The sequence below is a fragment of the Enterobacter sp. BIDMC109 genome (assembly GCF_001037885.1).
Taxonomy (GTDB): Bacteria; Pseudomonadota; Gammaproteobacteria; order Enterobacterales; family Enterobacteriaceae; genus Enterobacter; species Enterobacter hormaechei_C.
The window spans coordinates 1-19,081 of sequence record NZ_KQ090002.1; the positions used below are offsets into that span (position 1 = coordinate 1).

General features: G+C 57.2%; 17 protein-coding genes, 2 tRNA genes and 1 rRNA gene. 12 read left to right on the forward strand and 8 right to left on the reverse strand.

All coding sequences use genetic code 11. The annotated features are described in order from the left end of the window. The 3 genes from rrf to SK62_RS00015 form a co-directional block, all read left to right on the forward strand. Positions 1-105, forward strand: a 5S ribosomal RNA gene (gene rrf, locus SK62_RS00005); the annotation flags it as partial. A 55-nt stretch (positions 106-160) separates the two neighbouring features. Next, positions 161-237 (forward strand) — tRNA-Asp (locus tag SK62_RS00010). Between the two features lie 52 nt (positions 238-289). Further along, positions 290-365: transfer RNA gene (locus tag SK62_RS00015), tRNA-Trp, on the forward strand. Between the two features lie 99 nt (positions 366-464). On the opposite strand, the gene hdfR is transcribed toward SK62_RS00015, so the two are convergent. Then, complete coding sequence (hdfR, locus tag SK62_RS00020) at positions 465-1,286, reverse strand: HTH-type transcriptional regulator HdfR (RefSeq protein WP_045339136.1); 822 nt, start codon at positions 1,284-1,286, stop codon at positions 465-467. Between the two features lie 118 nt (positions 1,287-1,404). Between hdfR and SK62_RS00025 the strand changes: the two genes are divergently transcribed. Then, entirely contained in the window at positions 1,405-1,743 is a 339-nt protein-coding gene (locus tag SK62_RS00025) for a MaoP family protein (RefSeq protein ID WP_006808641.1), read from the forward strand. 27 nt (positions 1,744-1,770) lie between these two features. Here SK62_RS00025 and SK62_RS00030 read toward each other — a convergent pair whose 3' ends face one another. Beyond that, complete coding sequence (locus SK62_RS00030) at positions 1,771-3,291, reverse strand: YifB family Mg chelatase-like AAA ATPase (protein WP_015572776.1); 1,521 nt, start codon at positions 3,289-3,291, stop codon at positions 1,771-1,773. A gap of 340 nt (positions 3,292-3,631) precedes the next feature. Between SK62_RS00030 and ilvL the strand changes: the two genes are divergently transcribed. The 7 genes from ilvL (at position 3,632) to ilvA (ending at position 10,182) form a co-directional block, all read left to right on the forward strand. Beyond that, positions 3,632-3,730, forward strand: a complete 99-nt coding sequence (gene ilvL / locus SK62_RS21840) for an ilv operon leader peptide (RefSeq protein ID WP_001311244.1) — start codon at positions 3,632-3,634, stop codon at positions 3,728-3,730. An 86-nt stretch (positions 3,731-3,816) separates the two neighbouring features. Then, positions 3,817-3,867, forward strand: coding sequence for a peptide IlvX (gene ilvX, locus SK62_RS23075; RefSeq protein ID WP_166792073.1), 51 nt, complete (start codon positions 3,817-3,819; stop codon positions 3,865-3,867). A 2-nt stretch (positions 3,868-3,869) separates the two neighbouring features. After that, on the forward strand, positions 3,870-5,516 hold the full coding sequence (ilvG, locus tag SK62_RS00035) for an acetolactate synthase 2 catalytic subunit (protein WP_045339874.1): 1,647 nt from the start codon (positions 3,870-3,872) through the stop codon (positions 5,514-5,516). After that, on the forward strand, positions 5,513-5,776 hold the full coding sequence (gene ilvM / locus SK62_RS00040; RefSeq protein ID WP_003860184.1) for an acetolactate synthase 2 small subunit: 264 nt from the start codon (positions 5,513-5,515) through the stop codon (positions 5,774-5,776). Before ilvG ends, ilvM begins: the two co-directional genes overlap by 4 nt. An 18-nt stretch (positions 5,777-5,794) precedes the next feature. Next, positions 5,795-6,724: a branched-chain-amino-acid transaminase gene (gene ilvE, locus SK62_RS00045; RefSeq protein ID WP_003860182.1), complete on the forward strand. Its 930-nt coding sequence runs from the start codon at positions 5,795-5,797 to the stop codon at positions 6,722-6,724. Positions 6,725-6,784: 60 nt separating this feature from the next. Further along, entirely contained in the window at positions 6,785-8,635 is a 1,851-nt protein-coding gene (ilvD, locus tag SK62_RS00050; protein WP_008501574.1) for a dihydroxy-acid dehydratase, read from the forward strand. Positions 8,636-8,637: 2 nt separating this feature from the next. Beyond that, a complete protein-coding gene (gene ilvA, locus SK62_RS00055; RefSeq protein WP_026094330.1) occupies positions 8,638-10,182 on the forward strand; it encodes a threonine ammonia-lyase, biosynthetic in 1,545 nt (514 codons plus the stop codon). Between the two features lie 97 nt (positions 10,183-10,279). Here the strand turns inward: ilvA and ilvY are convergent, their stop codons facing one another. Beyond that, the gene (ilvY, locus tag SK62_RS00060; protein ID WP_017693777.1) at positions 10,280-11,170 is read right to left on the reverse strand and encodes an HTH-type transcriptional activator IlvY; all 891 of its coding nucleotides are present in this window, start codon (positions 11,168-11,170) and stop codon (positions 10,280-10,282) included. A 152-nt stretch (positions 11,171-11,322) separates the two neighbouring features. Between ilvY and ilvC the strand changes: the two genes are divergently transcribed. Next, positions 11,323-12,798, forward strand: coding sequence for a ketol-acid reductoisomerase (gene ilvC, locus SK62_RS00065; protein ID WP_006808634.1), 1,476 nt, complete (start codon positions 11,323-11,325; stop codon positions 12,796-12,798). 38 nt (positions 12,799-12,836) lie between these two features. Here ilvC and trmL read toward each other — a convergent pair whose 3' ends face one another. The 5 genes from trmL to lldP all read right to left on the reverse strand — a co-directional run bounded on the left by trmL (position 12,837) and on the right by lldP (position 18,486). Then, the gene (gene trmL / locus SK62_RS00070; protein ID WP_039269488.1) at positions 12,837-13,310 is read right to left on the reverse strand and encodes a tRNA (uridine(34)/cytosine(34)/5-carboxymethylaminomethyluridine(34)-2'-O)-methyltransferase TrmL; all 474 of its coding nucleotides are present in this window, start codon (positions 13,308-13,310) and stop codon (positions 12,837-12,839) included. Between the two features lie 45 nt (positions 13,311-13,355). Further along, positions 13,356-14,696 (reverse strand): MFS transporter, encoded by a 1,341-nt coding sequence (locus tag SK62_RS00075; RefSeq protein ID WP_047718912.1) that lies wholly within the window; start codon positions 14,694-14,696, stop codon positions 13,356-13,358. 180 nt (positions 14,697-14,876) lie between these two features. Continuing rightward, positions 14,877-16,064 carry an FMN-dependent L-lactate dehydrogenase LldD gene (lldD, locus tag SK62_RS00080; protein ID WP_015572772.1) on the reverse strand — a complete coding sequence of 396 codons (1,188 nt, stop codon included), beginning with the start codon at positions 16,062-16,064 and terminating at the stop codon, positions 14,877-14,879. Further along, positions 16,061-16,834 (reverse strand): transcriptional regulator LldR, encoded by a 774-nt coding sequence (lldR, locus tag SK62_RS00085; RefSeq protein WP_006808630.1) that lies wholly within the window; start codon positions 16,832-16,834, stop codon positions 16,061-16,063. The genes lldD and lldR overlap by 4 nt, the downstream gene beginning before the upstream one ends. Further along, the gene (gene lldP, locus SK62_RS00090; RefSeq protein ID WP_003860175.1) at positions 16,831-18,486 is read right to left on the reverse strand and encodes an L-lactate permease; all 1,656 of its coding nucleotides are present in this window, start codon (positions 18,484-18,486) and stop codon (positions 16,831-16,833) included. Before lldP ends, lldR begins: the two co-directional genes overlap by 4 nt. Between the last annotated feature and the right edge of the window lie 595 nt (positions 18,487-19,081).

Genomic DNA, 19,081 nt, shown 5'->3' on the forward strand with positions numbered 1-19,081 from the left:
TAGCGCGGTGGTCCCACCTGACCCCATGCCGAACTCAGAAGTGAAACGCCGTAGCGCCGATGGTAGTGTGGGGTCTCCCCATGTGAGAGTAGGGAACTGCCAGGCATCAAATTAAGTAGTAAGCCGGTGCATTAATCCGGTGGTTACAGAAGTATTCGGTGGAGCGGTAGTTCAGTCGGTTAGAATACCTGCCTGTCACGCAGGGGGTCGCGGGTTCGAGTCCCGTCCGTTCCGCCACTTATTAAGACATTAAGCCTGCCCTTCCGGCAGGCTTAATGGCAAAAACTTTAGGGGCGTAGCTCAGTTGGTAGAGCACCGGTCTCCAAAACCGGGTGTCGCGAGTTCGAGTCTCTCCGCCCCTGCCATATAGAATCCTTTGCTTCGGCAAAGGATTTTTTTTGCCTGCAAAACAGCTCAACACCTTCCTGAAGAATAAGCAGCCTGCGTTTCCGCAGGCTTTTGCGTTAATCCAGTATGCTGGTTTTTAACAGATCTTTTATCTGCGACTGCTTATCGCTGTTTTGCAGCCAAATGGCATACAGCGGCCTGGAGAGCGTTGTCGAATCGGTGACAACATGGAGTGTAGGTTTATTATCCGCCCAGCGAACAGGTAACCAGGTACAGCCTTTCAATGCGGGAAGATGCTGGCATGCGATCTCCGCTGAGCTTGTCGTGAGCTGCGGGATATCATCGCTGGCAATTAACCCCGTCTCGTGTTGCTGAAAATCAGGCCCCCATTCCAGGCGTAAATAATTCAGGTCGGCCTTCATCATTGCAGGCTCCGATGCATAGAGCGCCAGGCTAAACTGTCCAACAATCTGGCTGCTAAATTCGTCCATCTTGGGGGCTTCTGTGGTGATCAGCAGATCAAGCTGCCGCTCGTGGAGTTGCTTAACCAGCGACTGACGTTGCGCAATCCTCGCCTCAAATTGCAGATGGTTGTGTGTGCGATATAGCCGCATAAGCCACTGGCTGAGCATGCATTCCCATAGTGAAGCGCTGGCACCGATCGAGAATTCATTATGCCGGGAGGTGTGCGCAACCTCCTTTCGCGCTGCCTGCCAGGTATTCATCAGGGTTTCTGCATAAGGCAACAGCTTTTCACCAGCCGGAGTTAAACGAATATTGTTGCGATGGCGGGTAAAAAGGTTCACACCCAGTTGATTTTCCAGCTGTCGAATACGAAAACTGACTGCTGACTGCGTCAGGTAGAGGGCTTCAGCTGCTCGCCCAAAGTGTCGCGTTCTGCTCACTTCGAGGAAAGTTTTTAGCAATTCCGTATCCACATCTTTCTCCACAAAATTATTTGTCGTTATGATTTAAATGTTTTGTTTTACACTCTGTCAAGCGTAACTAATACTCCGCGCCATAAATAGCTCGGCCAAAGAATTAGGAGCGTGTAGGATGGCGGAAAGCTTTACGACGACTAATCGTTTTTTCGACAATAAACATTACCCGCGCGGGTTCTCTCGTCACGGCGATTTCACTATCAAAGAAGCTCAACTTCTTGAGCGCCATGGTTATGCCTTTAACGAGCTGGATCTGGGTAAACGTGAACCGGCAACCGAAGATGAAAAACAGTTTGTCTCTGTTTGCCGTGGTGAGCGTGAGCCGCAGTCTGATGCAGAACGTGTATGGATCAAGTATATGGCTCGCATTAAGCGTCCTAAGCGTTTCCATACGCTGTCTGGCGGCAAGCCGCAGATGGAAGGTGCAGAAGACTACACCGAGTCTGACGATTAAGAAGAGAAGGGGCTACGGCCCCTTTTTTTACGCCAGCATTTTTTGCAGATGCAACAGCAGCCGATCGATCGCACGGTAACTTAATGCCTCCTGCAAATGCCGCCTCTCTATTCCGGAGCAGCCCTCCACGTCGGCGACCGTGCGCGCTACTTTCAACAAACGCTGCCACGCGCGAATGGATAGCCCAAACCGCGTCAGTGTCTCTTCCAGCCAGCCTGCATCTTCAGCGTTAAGAGAACAAAACTGTCGGATCCCGCTGTTATCCAGCCGGGCATTCAGCCTGTTCTGACGAGCATACTGCCGCGCCTGCGCCGCAATAACCCGTTCACGCACAGTTGCTGAGCTTTCGCCCCTAATACCGGTTTGCCTCAGCAGACCGGGCGGGGGCAGGGGGATCTCGAGAGATAAATCAAAACGGTCGAGGAAGGGGCCAGACAGCTTACTCAGATAGCGCAGCGTCTGCTCCGGCGTACAGCGGTTATGATTGCCCTGATAATGACCCGTAGGGCTAGGGTTCATCGCCGCGACTAGCTGAAACTGCGCAGGGTAGCTTATTTTGGCCCGTGTACGAGACAAATGGATTTCGCCGGATTCAATCGGCTCCCGCAATGCATCCAGCACGCGGCGTTCAAACTCTGGCAATTCATCCAGAAACAAAATGCCGTTGTGCGCCAGTGAGATTTCACCCGGTCCGGGGATCGAACCCCCGCCCACCATCGCGGTAAGAGACGCACTGTGGTGTGGAGAGCGGAAAGGACGGCGGCGCCACTGTTTATGCAGCGACGTAGAACTGACCAGGCTAAATATCGCGGCGCTTTCCAGTGCTTCATGATTATTGAGGGGTGGCAACAGGCCGCTCAATCTGCTCGCCAGCATCGTTTTCCCCGTGCCTGGCGGACCTATCAGTAACAGGTTATGCCCACCCGCGGCCGTTATCTCTAACGCCCGTTTACCCTGTTCCTGACCCATAATATCGCTGAGATCCTCGGGCGAAGCTGGCGCCACCTCGTCATTCTCCTGCGGCTCGGCAAGCTCGTGTCGGCCTTCCAGCCAGGCGCAAACCTCTTGCAAATGTCCCGCGACAAGACACCCCTTTTCGGCGATAAGGCTTACTTCAGAGGCATTTTCATTGGCCACAATGATTTGTCTTCCCGCGCGTATGGCTTCAAGCGCACCCGAGATTGCTCCGGGAACGCCTCTTAACGCGCCTGTAAGCGCTAATTCACCCACGAACTCACACGAGCTTAGCCCTGGCGTATTGAGCTGTTCAGAAGCCGCGAGAAGCGCTATAGCAATAGGTAAATCATATCGCCCTCCCTCCTTTGGCAAATCGGCGGGCGCAAGGTTAATGGTGATCTTCTTCGCCGGAAAAGCATAACCGCTATTAATAATTGCGCTGCGCACGCGATCCCTCGCCTCTTTAACGGTCGTTTCTGGTAAGCCGACCAGAGTCAGTCCGGGCAGTCCATTACTTAAATGAACCTCTACAGAAATAAGCGGTGCCTTCACGCCGATGGCCGCGCGTGTATAAACAACTGACAGTGACATAAGCCCTCCTTGGCGGTGACTATGCCAGCATCATTTTTTCCTGTTTAGCACTAATTCACTGAATTACGGCGCTCGTTCCAGCCTTTTAGCGGCAAAATGTAATCCTTACATGTCGGTGGAATCGGCCTCGCAGAAAAGAAATCATGCGCGCCTTGCCGGATGAAGCAGGACAAAAAAATGAAAAATCTTCATTTCTATTTTTTCCCTATATAAAACAACGATTTTGAAAGAAATAGTTCGCATGCTACAGATATAGGTCATAAAAAAATCTTGTGTCAGATGAAATATCTGTGGTAACTCTTTAGGTATTCCTTCGAACAAGATGCAAAAAGAACTGAAAATGACAGCCCTTCTACGAGTGATTAGCCTGGTCGTGATTAGCGTGGTGGTGATTATTATCCCACCGTGCGGGGCTGCACTTGGACGAGGAAAGGCTTAGAAATCAAGCCTTAACGAACTAAGACCCCCGCACCGAAAGGTCCGGGGGTTTTTTTATGACTAAAAAACTTAAATGAGGAGCAGAGAATGACGACTAGCACAAAATTCTGTTTCTCCAGATTTATGACGGGGAACTAACTATGAATGGGGCACAATGGGTAGTACATGCGTTGCGCGCGCAGGGAGTCGAAACCGTATTCGGTTATCCGGGTGGCGCAATTATGCCGATTTACGATGCACTGTATGACGGCGGCGTGGAACACCTGTTGTGCCGACACGAGCAGGGCGCAGCGATGGCCGCCATCGGTTATGCCCGTGCGACCGGTAAAACCGGCGTCTGTATGGCCACCTCAGGTCCCGGCGCAACGAACCTGATCACCGGCCTGGCTGACGCGCTGCTCGACTCCGTACCCGTGGTGGCGATCACCGGCCAGGTGGCCTCTCCGTTCATCGGCACCGATGCCTTCCAGGAAGTGGATGTGCTCGGTTTATCGCTGGCCTGCACCAAACACAGCTTCCTCGTTCAGTCTCTCGAAGAGCTGCCGCGGGTGATGGCCGAAGCGTTCGAGGTTGCCAGCTCTGGCCGTCCTGGCCCGGTTCTGGTTGATATCCCGAAAGATATCCAGGTTGCACTCGGCGATCTGGAGCCGCATTTCTCTACCGTGGAAAGCGATAATGCGTTCCCGCATGCAGAGGTGGAAGAGGCGCGTCAGATGATGGCGCAGGCCAAACAACCGATGCTGTACGTAGGCGGCGGCGTGGGCATGGCGCAGGCTGTTCCGGCGCTTCGCGCGTTCATTGCGACCACGCAAATGCCCGCCACCTGCACGCTGAAAGGTCTCGGTGCGGTAGAGGCAGATTACCCGTACTACCTCGGCATGCTGGGGATGCATGGTACCAAAGCGGCAAACCTGGCGGTGCAGGAATGCGACTTGCTTATCGCCGTCGGCGCCCGTTTTGACGACCGCGTTACCGGCAAACTGAATACCTTCGCGCCGAACGCCAAAGTGATCCATATGGACATCGACCCGGCGGAGATGAACAAACTGCGTCAGGCGCATGTCGCGTTGCAGGGCGATCTTAACGAGCTGTTACCGGCGCTGGAGCAGCCGCTGGATATCAACCCATGGCGTCAGCACACCGCTGATATGCGTACTGAACACGCGTGGCGTTACGATCACCCAGGCGACGCCATCTATGCGCCGCTGCTGTTGAAACAGCTGTCAGACCGTAAACCCGCAGACAGCGTGGTAACGACGGATGTCGGCCAGCATCAGATGTGGTCAGCCCAGCACATGACCTACACCCGCCCGGAGAACTTTATCACCTCGAGCGGGTTAGGGACGATGGGCTTCGGTCTGCCAGCAGCCGTTGGCGCGCAGGTTGCCCGCCCGAACGATACCGTTATCTGTATCTCCGGTGACGGCTCCTTCATGATGAACGTCCAGGAGCTCGGCACCGTGAAGCGTAAGCAGTTACCGCTGAAGATCGTCTTGCTCGATAACCAGCGTTTAGGCATGGTTCGCCAGTGGCAGCAGCTGTTCTTCCAGGAGCGTTACAGCGAAACGACCCTGACCGATAACCCCGATTTCCTCACCCTGGCCAGCGCCTTCGGCATTCCTGGCCAGCACATCACCCGTAAAGACCAGGTTGAAGCGGCACTCGACACCATGCTGTCAAGCGAAGGGCCATACCTGCTTCATGTCTCAATCGACGAGCTTGAGAACGTCTGGCCGTTGGTACCGCCCGGTGCCAGTAACTCACAAATGCTGGAGAAATTATCATGATGCAACATCAGGTCGCCGTGCAGGCTCGCTTCAACCCGGAAACGTTAGAACGCGTATTGCGCGTGGTTCGCCACCGTGGCTTTCAGATTTGCTCTATGAATATGGAGACGGCCACCGACGCGCAGAACATCAGTATCGAATTAACCGTTGCCAGCCCGCGGCCGGTCGACTTACTGTTTAGTCAGTTATCAAAACTGGTAGACGTTGCCCATGTTGCCATCTGCCAGAGCACAACCACATCACAACAAATCCGCGCTTAAGCGTGACAGGACGAAAAAATGACGACAAAAAAAGCTGATTACATTTGGTTCAATGGTGAGATGGTTCGCTGGGAAGACGCGAAAGTTCACGTGATGTCCCACGCGCTGCACTACGGCACCTCCGTGTTTGAAGGGATCCGTTGCTACGATTCTCACAAAGGACCAGTGGTGTTCCGCCATCGTGAACACATGCAGCGTCTGCATGACTCAGCCAAAATTTATCGTTTCCCGGTCTCCCAAAGCGTTGATGAGCTGATGGAAGCCTGCCGCGAGGTGATTCGCCAGAACAAACTGACCAGCGCCTATATTCGTCCGCTGGTCTTCGTGGGTGATGTCGGCATGGGCGTCAACCCGCCCGCTGGTTATAACACCGATGTGATCATTGCTGCGTTCCCGTGGGGCGCCTACCTGGGCGCGGAAGCGCTGGATCAGGGGATCGACGCAATGGTTTCTTCCTGGAACCGCGTGGCGCCAAACACTATCCCGACTGCGGCTAAAGCGGGCGGTAACTACCTTTCCTCACTGCTGGTCGGCAGCGAAGCGCGCCGTCACGGCTATCAGGAAGGTATCGCGCTGGATGTGAATGGCTACATCTCCGAAGGCGCGGGTGAAAACCTGTTTGAAGTGAAAGACGGCATTCTGTTCACCCCGCCGTTCACTTCGTCCGCGCTGCCGGGCATCACCCGCGACGCCATCATCAAGCTGGCAAAAGATCTGGGTATCGAAGTGCGCGAGCAGGTACTGTCCCGCGAATCCCTGTACCTGGCTGACGAAGTGTTCATGTCCGGTACCGCGGCTGAAATTACGCCGGTGCGTAGCGTCGATGGCATTCAGGTGGGCGAAGGCCGCTGTGGCCCGGTCACCAAACGCATTCAGCAAGCCTTCTTCGGCCTCTTCACCGGCGAAACAGAAGACAAATACGGCTGGTTGGATCAGGTTAATCACTAAATATAAATTTGGGACGGCACGCACCGTCCCATTAAATAGTCAGACGGGAGTAAATAAAGCATGCCTAAGTATCGTTCAGCCACCACCACCCACGGCCGTAATATGGCGGGTGCCCGCGCACTGTGGCGCGCCACCGGAATGACCGACGCCGATTTCGGCAAGCCAATTATCGCCGTGGTGAACTCCTTCACCCAGTTTGTGCCGGGCCACGTGCACCTGCGCGATCTCGGTAAGCTGGTTGCCGAGCAAATCGAAGCCTCCGGCGGCGTGGCGAAAGAGTTCAACACCATTGCGGTGGATGACGGTATCGCAATGGGCCACGGGGGAATGCTCTATTCACTGCCGTCGCGCGAGCTGATCGCCGACTCGGTGGAGTACATGGTTAATGCCCACTGCGCCGATGCGATGGTCTGTATCTCCAACTGCGACAAAATCACCCCGGGGATGCTGATGGCTTCCCTGCGCCTGAACATTCCGGTGATCTTCGTCTCTGGTGGCCCAATGGAAGCGGGGAAAACCAAGCTCTCCGACAAAATCATCAAGCTCGACCTGGTCGATGCGATGATCCAGGGCGCGGACCCGAAAGTCTCTGACGAGCAGAGCGACCAGGTGGAACGCTCCGCGTGCCCGACCTGCGGCTCCTGTTCCGGGATGTTCACCGCCAACTCCATGAACTGCCTGACCGAAGCGCTGGGCCTGTCTCAGCCGGGCAACGGCTCGCTGCTGGCGACCCACGCCGACCGCAAGCAGCTGTTCCTTAACGCGGGCAAGCGCATCGTTGAGCTGACCAAACGCTACTACGAGCAGGACGACGCCAGCGCGCTGCCGCGTAACATCGCCAGCAAAGCGGCGTTCGAAAACGCCATGACGCTGGATATCGCCATGGGCGGTTCCACCAACACCGTTCTGCACCTGCTGGCCGCCGCGCAGGAAGCTGAAATCGACTTCACCATGAGCGACATCGACAAGCTCTCCCGCAAAGTGCCGCAGCTGTGTAAAGTCGCGCCGAGTACCCAGAAGTACCACATGGAAGATGTCCACCGTGCGGGTGGCGTGATTGGTATTCTCGGCGAGCTGGATCGCGCCGGGCTGCTGAACCGCGACGTGAAAAACGTGCTCGGCCTGACGCTGCCGGAGTCGCTGGAGCAGTACGACGTGATGCTGACCAAAGACGACGCGGTGAAAAACATGTATCGCGCCGGTCCGGCGGGCATCCGTACCACCCAGGCGTTCTCGCAGGATTGCCGCTGGGACACGCTGGATGACGATCGCGCCGAAGGCTGCATTCGCTCGCTGGAACATGCCTACAGCAAAGACGGCGGTCTGGCCGTGCTGTACGGTAACTTCGCGGAAAATGGCTGCATTGTGAAAACCGCAGGCGTGGACGACAGCATCCTGAAATTTACCGGCCCGGCAAAAGTGTATGAAAGCCAGGACGAAGCGGTAGATGCTATCCTCGGCGGCAAAGTGGTGGAAGGCGACGTGGTGGTCATTCGCTACGAAGGGCCGAAAGGCGGCCCCGGCATGCAGGAGATGCTCTACCCGACCACCTTCCTGAAATCGATGGGCCTCGGCAAAGCCTGCGCGCTGATCACCGATGGTCGATTCTCTGGCGGCACGTCAGGCCTCTCCATTGGTCACGTCTCGCCAGAAGCGGCAAGCGGCGGCAATATCGCGATCATCGAAGATGGCGACCTGATCGAAATCGACATTCCGAATCGTGGTATTCAGCTGAAGCTGAGCGACCAGGAGATTGCGGCCCGTCGTGAAGCGCAGGAAGCGCGCGGCGACAAAGCCTGGACGCCGAAAGATCGTCAGCGTGAAGTCTCCTTCGCCCTGCGCGCCTATGCGAGCCTTGCCACCAGTGCAGATAAAGGCGCGGTGCGCGATAAATCTAAACTTGGGGGCTAATGATGGCCGAGTCACAACCCTTATCCGCCGCCCCGGAGGGGGCGGAATACCTGAGAGCGGTACTACGCGCGCCGGTCTATGAAGCGGTGCAGGTCACGCCCCTGCAAAAAATGGACAAACTCTCTTCGCGTCTCGACAACGTCATTCTGGTGAAGCGTGAAGACAGGCAGCCGGTGCACAGCTTCAAGCTGCGCGGCGCCTACGCGATGATGGCCGGGCTGACGGACGAGCAGAAAGCGCGCGGGGTGATTACCGCCTCGGCGGGCAATCACGCGCAGGGCGTGGCGTTCTCCTCGGCGCGTCTGGGGCTGAAGGCGCTGATCGTGATGCCGGTTGCCACTGCGGATATCAAGGTTGACGCGGTGCGCGGGTTCGGCGGAGAAGTGCTGCTTCACGGCGCTAACTTTGACGAAGCCAAAGCCAAAGCGATTGAGCTGGCGCAGCAGCAGGGCTTCACCTGGGTGCCGCCGTTCGATCACCCGATGGTGATTGCCGGGCAGGGTACGCTGGCGCTGGAACTGTTGCAGCAGGACGCCCATCTCGACCGCGTTTTCGTCCCGGTGGGCGGCGGTGGCTTAGCCGCAGGTGTGGCGGTGCTGATCAAACAGCTGATGCCGCAGATCAAAGTGATTGCGGTTGAAGCGGAAGACTCTGCCTGCCTGAAGGCGGCGCTGGACGCCGGACATCCGGTAGATCTGCCGCGCGTCGGGCTGTTTGCCGAGGGCGTGGCGGTGAAGCGCATTGGCGACGAAACGTTCCGCCTGTGCCAGGAGTATCTCGACGATATCGTCACCGTCGACAGCGACGCTATCTGCGCGGCGATGAAAGATCTCTTCGAGGATGTGCGTGCGGTGGCGGAACCATCCGGCGCGCTGGCGCTGGCGGGAATGAAAAAATACATCGCCCAGCACAATATTCGCGGCGAGCGTCTGGCGCACGTGCTTTCCGGTGCCAACGTGAACTTCCACGGTCTGCGCTACGTTTCCGAGCGCTGTGAGCTGGGTGAGCAGCGTGAAGCGCTGCTGGCGGTGACCATTCCGGAAGAGAAGGGCAGCTTCCTGAAGTTCTGTCAGCTGCTGGGCGGTCGTTCGGTAACGGAGTTCAACTACCGCTTTGCCGATGCCAAAGATGCGTGCATTTTTGTCGGCGTGCGTCTGAGCCGTGGCGTGGAGGAGCGCAAAGAGATCCTCAGCCTGCTGCATGACGGCGGTTACAGCGTGGTCGATCTCTCCGACGACGAGATGGCGAAGCTCCATGTGCGTTACATGGTCGGCGGCCGTCCATCCAAGCCGCTGAAGGAACGCCTGTTCAGCTTCGAGTTCCCGGAATCGCCGGGCGCGCTGCTCAAGTTCCTGCACACGTTGGGCACGCACTGGAACATCTCTCTGTTTCACTACCGCAGCCACGGCACCGACTATGGCCGCGTGCTGGCGGCGTTCGAGCTGGGCGAGCACGAGCCGGATTTCGAAACGCGCCTGAACGAGCTGGGCTATGAGTGCCATGACGAAACCCACAACCCGGCGTTCCGTTTCTTCCTGGCGGGTTAGGTTGTTCGGGAAAATGCCTGATGGCGCTGCGCTTATCAGGCCTACGTTCTAAGGGGTGAACTGCGTGTAGGCCGTGTAAGCGCAGCGCCACCCGGCTTTAGTGGTTCGGCAATATCGTCCAGAACGCATCAATAAGCGGCTCATGCAGCCGCTTTTTTTGTGCGCACACGCCTAGCTCGAACGGCGTTTTCTCATCGCTGCGTTCTAAAATCATCACGCGATTGCGCACCGGCTCCGGGCTGTTTTCCAGCACCACTTCCGGTAGCAGCGCTACGCCGCAGCCGAGCGCCACCATCGATACCATCGCCTCATGGCCGCCGACCGTGGCGTAAATCGACGGGTTACTGATCTTCTGGCGGCGGAACCACAGCTCAATGCGGCGGCGCACCGGCCCCTGATCGGCCATGATAAACGGCACCGTGGACCAGTCCGGTTTCTCCACCGAAACCTGGTTGCGCACCGGGCAGGGCAGCGCCGGGGCAATCAGCACTACCGCCAGATTCTCCAGCATCGAGAACGCCACCGCCCCCGGCAGCGTTTCAGGTTTTCCGGCAATCGCCAGATCCGCTTCGCCCGTAACCACTTTTTCCATCGCGTCGGCGGCATCGCCGGTGGTGAGCTTAATTTCAACCGACGGATGTTCCGCGCGGAAGCGGTCGAGAATGGGGGGAAGATGGCTGTAGGCAGCGGTCACGGAACAGAAAATATGCAGCTCGCCGGAAAGCGACGGCCCCTGCTGGTCGATGGTGTGCCGCAGCTGCTGATACTGTAATAACGTCTGCTGAGCAAAGATGCGCAGCTCTTCACCTGCTTCCGTGAGGGTGACGGTGCGGTTATCGCGCACGAACAGCGGCTGGCCGAGGTCTTCCTCAAGGCGCTGGATCTGGCGCGACAGCGTGGAGGGGCTGACGTGCATCGCCCGGGCGCTACGGCCAAAGTGACGGCTTTCCGCCAGGTGCAGGAACATTTTCAGATCGCGTAAATCCACCGATTCCACTCCCTCTTTTTACATTGCAAAAATTGCAATGTGACGTTGTGAATATATCAATTTCCGCAATAAATTTCCTGTTGTAATGTGGGTACATTCTCGCTGAAACGCGAACCGAACAATAAGACACACAACATCACGAGGTATCACCCATGGCTAACTACTTTAATACACTGAACTTGCGCCAGCAGCTGGCGCAGCTGGGCAAATGCCGCTTCATGGCGCGCGATGAATTTGCTGATGGCGCGAGCTATCTTCAGGGTAAAAAAGTGGTCATTGTCGGCTGTGGCGCACAGGGTCTGAACCAGGGCCTGAACATGCGTGACTCCGGGCTGGATATCTCCTACGCCCTGCGCAAAGAAGCGATTGCTGAAAAGCGCGCTTCCTGGCGTAAAGCGACCGAAAACGGCTTCAAAGTGGGCACCTACGAAGAGCTGATCCCGCAGGCGGATCTGGTGGTTAACCTGACGCCGGACAAGCAGCACTCTGACGTTGTGCGTTCCGTACAGCCGCTGATGAAAGACGGCGCCGCGCTGGGTTACTCCCACGGCTTCAACATCGTTGAAGTGGGCGAGCAGATCCGTAAAGACATCACCGTAGTGATGGTGGCACCGAAGTGTCCGGGCACCGAAGTGCGCGAAGAGTACAAACGTGGCTTCGGCGTACCGACGCTGATCGCCGTTCACCCGGAAAACGATCCGAAAGGCGAAGGCATGGCGATTGCCAAAGCCTGGGCAGCGGCCACTGGCGGCCATCGTGCGGGCGTGCTGGAATCTTCCTTCGTTGCGGAAGTGAAATCTGACCTGATGGGCGAGCAGACCATCCTGTGCGGCATGCTCCAGGCCGGCTCTCTGCTGTGCTTCGACAAGCTGGTGGAAGAAGGCACCGATCCGGCATACGCGGAAAAACTGATTCAGTTCGGCTGGGAAACCATCACCGAAGCGCTGAAGCAGGGCGGCATTACGCTGATGATGGACCGACTGTCCAACCCGGCAAAACTGCGCGCGTTCGCACTCTCTGAACAGCTGAAAACCATCATGGCGCCGCTGTTCCAGAAACACATGGACGACATCATCTCCGGCGAGTTCTCTTCCGGCATGATGGCGGACTGGGCGAATGACGATAAGAAACTGCTGACCTGGCGCGAAGAGACCGGTAAAACCGCGTTCGAAACCGCACCACAGTATGACGGCAAGATCACCGAGCAGGAGTACTTCGATAAAGGCGTCCTGATGATCGCGATGGTGAAAGCGGGCGTTGAGCTGGCGTTCGAAACCATGGTGGATTCGGGCATCATTGAAGAATCTGCGTACTACGAATCGCTGCACGAGCTGCCGCTGATCGCAAACACCATCGCCCGTAAACGTCTGTATGAGATGAACGTGGTGATCTCCGATACTGCCGAGTACGGTAACTACCTGTTCTCTTACGCCTGCGTACCGCTGCTGAAAGAGTTCATGACCACCCTGCAAGCGGGCGATCTGGGCCAGGCGATTGCGGAAGGAGCGGTTGATAACGCGCAGCTGCGTGACGTCAACGAAGCGATTCGCAGCCACGAAATCGAGAAAGTGGGCCAGAAACTGCGTGGCTACATGACCGATATGAAACGTATCGCGGTAGCAGGCTAAACACGACGAATCGGGTGGCGTAAGCCACCCGAACTGTTTTAGCTACGCAATATCGCGCCGGGATAACCCAGCTGGCGCCACGCCTCATACACCACCACCGACACCGCATTCGACAGGTTCATGCTGCGGCTGTCCGGCATCATCGGAATACGAATTTTCTGCTCAGCGGGCATGGCATCCAGAATGGTGGCCGGCAGGCCGCGGGTTTCCGGACCAAACATCAGATAATCCCCGTCCTGATAGCTTACGGCGCTGTGCGCTGGCGTACCTTTGGTGGTCAGGGCGAACATGCGCTGTGGTTTTTCGGATCCCAGAAACGCGGCGTAATCGTGATGACGAACGACGGCGGTAAACTCATGGTAGTCCAGCCCCGCGCGGCGCAGACGTTTGTCGTCCCACGTAAAGCCCATCGGCTCAATAATGTGCAGACGAAAACCGGTGTTGGCGCACAGGCGGATAATATTGCCGGTGTTCGGCGGAATTTCTGGTTCGAATAAGACGATGTTAAGCATGCTGCCCCCTTAATTGCGGGGGCAGAATAGCAGAAAAGAGAGGGACTAGGCGACGCCCGGCTCCTGCGCGCGGCTATACAGCATTTTGTAGACGGTTGCCGCCGCAGCCACGAGAGCAGGTACGCTGAGGATCATTAAAATACTGTCCGCCTGCCACTGCATGGAAAGAAGCTGGGCGCTGGTCATGGTGCCCGCCACGCCGCCGAAGCGGCCGATCCCCTGCATCCAGGCGATACCCGTCGCACGGCACTCGGTAGGGTAAAAGGTGGCGGCCAGGGTCTGCATGCCCGACTGCGCGCCGTTCATCGCGATCCCCATCAGGAAAATTAACCCGCCAAACAGGGCGATATGGTTATGCTCAATGCCGAGTAAAAGAATCAGGCCCATCGTCAGCACGAAACCACACGCGACCACCTTGTGCGCTTCCCAGCGATCCATCATCCAGCCCGCGAGCAAAATGCCAGCGGTGCCGCCGAAGGTGAACAGCGAGGTAAGCCAGGCGGATTCCGTCAGCGCATATCCCATCCCCTGCATCAGCGTTGGCATCCAGCTCAGCAGGACGTAATAAATCACCAGCCCCATAAAATAGGTGACCCACAGCATCAGGGTGCCGGGCAGCCAGGGCATGGAAAACAGCTGCGACACGCTGCCTTTTTTCGACGCGACTTTCTCCTCCGCGAGGAAAAAGCCCGTGACGCTATCCAGCGTGCTGCGGGCGAACCGGCTGGCGATGCGGCGAACCTGGGCGACGTCTTTCCCGCGCTGCACCAGAAACTTCACCGACTCCGGCAACAGCAGCGCCAGCAGCACCGTTAAAATCAGCGGCGCAATCGCGCCGGTCAGCAGCACGCTTCGCCAGCCGTGGTGAGGGATAAGCCAGGACGAGATCGCCCCGCCGCCCGCCGCACCCAGCGGAAAGCCGCAGTACATGGTGTTAATTACCATGGCGCGGCAGCGCTGGGGGGCAAACTCGGAGATCAGCGTGATGGCGTTAGGCATGGCAGCGCCGAGGCCGAGGCCTGTCAGAAATCGCCATAGCGTCAGGGTATTCAGACTTTGCGCCCAGGCCGTGCCCAGGCTCGCCAGGCCGAAGAACAGGCATGAAAAGACCAGTACGCGCTTGCGTCCCATCCGGTCCGATACCGGACCTGCAATCAGGGCTCCCAGCGACAGCCCCAGCAGCGCCGCACTCAGCACCGGCCCCAGATCCTGTTTATGTATTCCCCACTCTGTCGACAGCGTAGGCGCAATGTAACCCATCGCTGCGGTATCAAACCCATCAATCGCCAGCACCAGAAAGCCCAGCACAATAAGAAGCCAGTGAAACCCTGAAAAAGGACTTTCATCGATCACCTGCTGAATATCCACCCGACCTGAATACGTCATACGTTCCCCTCCGATGTGATGTTGTTTTTGTGTTCTTGTATTTGCTTGTCTATACAATTGCGGAGAGGCGGGGTGTGTCAAATTTTCTTATCCAGAATGTTACGCAGGTGTTATTTTCAACAAAAAAAGCGCCCGAGGGGGAAGTCGGGCGCGGAAGAAGGGAAGGCTAACCGGGGGAGATCAGGCCGCGTTTCCCTGAGAAAGAGGGGCCAGCGCCGCAGGCAGCTTACTGAGCTCCTGCACCAGAGAGTCTTTGCTGATTTCACCGATTGTTTTCGCACCGGTCAGCGTCATCGCCACCTTCATCTCTTTCTCGATCAGGTTCAGCAGATTCGCCACGCCCGCCTGGCCGCTGGTGGCCAGCGCGTACAGGTAAGCACGGCCCAGCAGCACGCTGTCCGCGCCCAGGGCGATCATGCGCACCACGTCCAGCCCGTTACGGATGCCGCTGTCGGCCAGGATCGCAATATCGCCTTTCACCGCATCGGCAATGGCCGGCAGGGCGCGGGCGGAGGAGAGCACCCCGTCAAGCTGGCGGCCACCATGGTTAGAGACCACGATCCCATCGGCGCCAAAACGTACCGCGTCGCGGGCATCTTCCGGGTCGAGGATCCCTTTGATCACCATCGGGCCGTCCCAGAATTCGCGGATCCACTCCAGGTCTTTCCATGAGATAGATGGATCGAAATTGTTCGCCAGCCAGCCGATGTAATCTTCCAGCCCGGTCGGTTTACCCAGGTAGGCCGAAATATTGCCCAGATCGTGCGGACGGCCGTTCACGCCCACATCCCACGCCCACTGCGGGTGCGTCACCGCCTGCCAGTAACGGCGCAGGGCCGCGTTAGGGCCGCTCATGCCGGAGTGGGCGTCGCGGTAGCGCGCGCCGGGGGTCGGCATGTCGACGGTAAAGACCAGCGTTGAGCAGCCCGCCGCTTTGGCGCGCTCCAGTGCGTTGCGCATAAAACCGCGATCGCGCAGGACGTACAGCTGGAACCACATTGGGCGCTTGATAGTCGGGGCGACTTCTTCAATCGGGCAGACGGACACGGTGGAAAGGGTAAACGGAATGCCTTTGGCATCTGCGGCGGCGGCGGCCTGCACTTCACCGCGACGGGCATACATGCCGCATAAACCGACAGGTGCGAGCGCTACCGGCATGGAGAGCGTTTCGTTAAACAGCTTCGTCTCAAGGCTCAGGTCAGACATATTCTTCAGCACGCGCTGGCGCAGGGCCACCTCCGACAGGTCTTCCACGTTGCGGCGCAGGGTGTATTCGGCATACGCCCCGCCGTCAATGTAGTGGAACAGGAACGGGGGCAAAATGCGCTGCGCCGCGGCGCGATAATCACTTGCTGCTGAAATAATCATGCTTTGTTCTCCCTGGAAATATCACTCTCGCCAGGCAGACGGGTAATACGCGCCTGTCGGGCCTGATCTTCATCGAATCGTTTAATGGTGGTATGCACGAAGCCGAGATGCGCCATCATCGCCTTGCGCGCGGCCTCGGCATCACCGGCCAGAATGGCGTTGAGCACCGCCTCGTGCTGTTCGGTCAGCTGAGCAAACACCGGCGGGACCAGATACATGCGCTGGCGGCTCTGCTTCACGGAGGATTGCAGCAGGTCGAAGAACCCGCGCATGGTTTGCAGCAGTACCACGTTGTGCGAGGCCTCGGCAATCGCCAGATGGAACCGCACGTCCGCCTGGGAGGCGATGTCCGGGTCGCTGCTTTGCGTGGCCTCAAAACAGGCTTTGAGCTTCTCTTTGTCGGCGTCGGTTGCCCGCATCGCCGCGTGCCACGCGGTGCTGGTTTCGATGGCGTGACGCGCTTCGAGGATGTCGAAGCTGTAGTCCGGGTCGTTTTCCATCAGCGTCTTCAGCGGCTGCACGATGTTTTGTTCGGACCAGTCGTCATGCTGCCAGCGCACGAAGGTGCCGCCACCGCGACGGCTCAGCAGCACCCCTTCGCTGACCAGCGTCGCCAGCGCTTCGCGCAGTGAATTGCGCGACACGCCAAGCTGAGCGGCAAGCTGACGCTCGGCGGGCAATCTCATGCCCGCTTCCAGCTGTTGTTCTTCTATCAGCGCCCGTACGCGAGTGGCAATCTCGTCGGACAGGCGTCTGGGCATCACTATCATGGAATCATCCAGGTTAAGACATAGGCCTGCAATGTGGTGATCACGCCCACCATGCAGGTAAATATCAGGCTGTGTTTCACGGTAAAGCGGAACAGATCCGACTCTTTGCCTACCAGCCCCACCGCGGCACAGGCAATGGCGATGGACTGCGGCGAGATCATCTTCCCGGTCACGCCGCCGGTGGTGTTCGCGGCGACCAGCAGCACGTCCGAGACGCCAATCTGCTGCGCAGCCGTGGCCTGTAGGGCGGCAAACAGGGCGTTAGATGACGTATCTGAACCGGTCAGGAACACCCCCAGCCAGCCGAGGAACGGCGAGAAGAAGGTAAACGCGTGGCCGGTATGCGCCAGCGCTAACGCCAGCGTCGACGACAGGCCGGAGTAGTTCGAAATAAACGCGAACGCCAGCACCATGCCGATGGAGTAAATCGGCAGCATCAGCTCTTTAATCGTCGCCGCAAAGGTCTGCACCGCGGCGGCAGGCTTCATGCGCAGCCACACTACGGAAAGGATAGCGGCAAACAGGATGGCCGTGCCGGTGGCTGAGAACCAGTCGAACTTAAACACTGCCGCATATGGCGTGGCGTCGTGCACCACCGGCGGCATACGGGCGACCATTTTGTCGAGGAACGGCACGGAGATATTAATCACCATGTCGTACAGCGCGCCGCCCGGGGCGAACAGTGCTTTAAACGGCGGAATGCTCCACAGCGTCACGGTGGCGGTCAGGAACAGGAACGGTGACCATGCGCGCACAATCTGTCCGGCGGTATAGCCGGTGCGCGCCAGCGTCTGATCCACATGTGAGGCACCCATATCGGCAAAGCGGAAGATGCGCACCGGCTGCCAGCGTTTCAGGAACAGCGTCAGACAGACCAGCGACACCAGGGAAGAGATGATGTCCGGCAGTTCCGGGCCGAGGAAGTTGGAGCTGAGATACTGGGCAATGGCGAACGAACCGCCCGCTACCATCACCGCAGGCCAGGTCTCCTTCACGCCGCGCCAGCCGTCCATAATCGCCATGATCCAGAACAGCACGATAATGGTCAGGAACGGCAGCTGGCGACCTACCATCTGGCCGATCTCGAAGCTGTCCAGCCCGGTCACCTGGCCCGCCACCAGAATCGGAATGCCCATCGCGCCAAACGCCACCGGGGCGGTGTTCACAATCAGGCACAGGCCAGCGGCATACAGCGGGTTAAAGCCCAGCCCGACCAGCAGAGCGGCGGTGATCGCCACCGGCGCGCCAAATCCTGCCGCCCCTTCAAGGAACGCCCCGAAGGAGAAACCGACAATCAGCATCTGTAAACGCTGGTCCGGTGTAATAGAGAGAATCGACGAGCGAATAATGTCGAACTGCCCGGTTTTGACCGAGATTTTGTAGACAAAGACGGCGGCGATGATGATCCACGCAATCGGCCACAGGCCGTAGAAGAAACCATACACCACGGAGGCCAGCGCGCGATCGACCGGCATTTTATAGAAGAACAGCGCCACCAGCAGGGCGATGGCAACGGTGTACGTTGCGGCAAGGTAGCCCTTCAGCTTGAGCTTAATTAGCGCAAAGAAGAAAAACAGGATCGGTAGCGATGCGATCAGGCTCGACAGCCAGATATTCCCGGCCGGATCGTAGTTTTGTTGCCAGAGGCTCATGCAGGTCTCCTGAGGACCACACAGGTGTTCGTCGGGTGAGTCTCTGCTCATCTCAGCGTCACACTTAGTGTAAAAGTGGTCCATCCAATATTGTGATGTAGGGTTAATGGCAATAAATGGTTAACCAAGTGTTGCTATTCGGCAATGGTTTTGTGAAGTGGAGCATCAAAACTGTGAACGATGGATAGCTTTGCGCATGATTGGTAGGACCAAACCCGCAAAATTAACTCACCGTGTGCGTTGGGAGCGGTAGTCAGGTGGAGAGCATTACATTCGTTTTTGAGCAGATACGACGCGTAAAAGATGTTGAATAAAATGGGGAGGTGATAATATTACGTGAATTGAATGAGGTTTGTTTGCTTTATTTGTGTTTTTGAAAAGCTGTATATATGTGAGCAGAGTGATTTATTTCCTATAAATAAAATTTTTTTTGGTTAAAAATGCGAAATCTAAGCTGTAGCAAAAAAATTTTAATTAAGGTAAATTTCACATATAGATTTTAACAGTGTATTACAAACGATCAATTGCTGATCGATAAAGAAATATCCTGTTTAACCGTGATTTTTCAGGATAAAGGGCAAGAATTTTTTGCTGA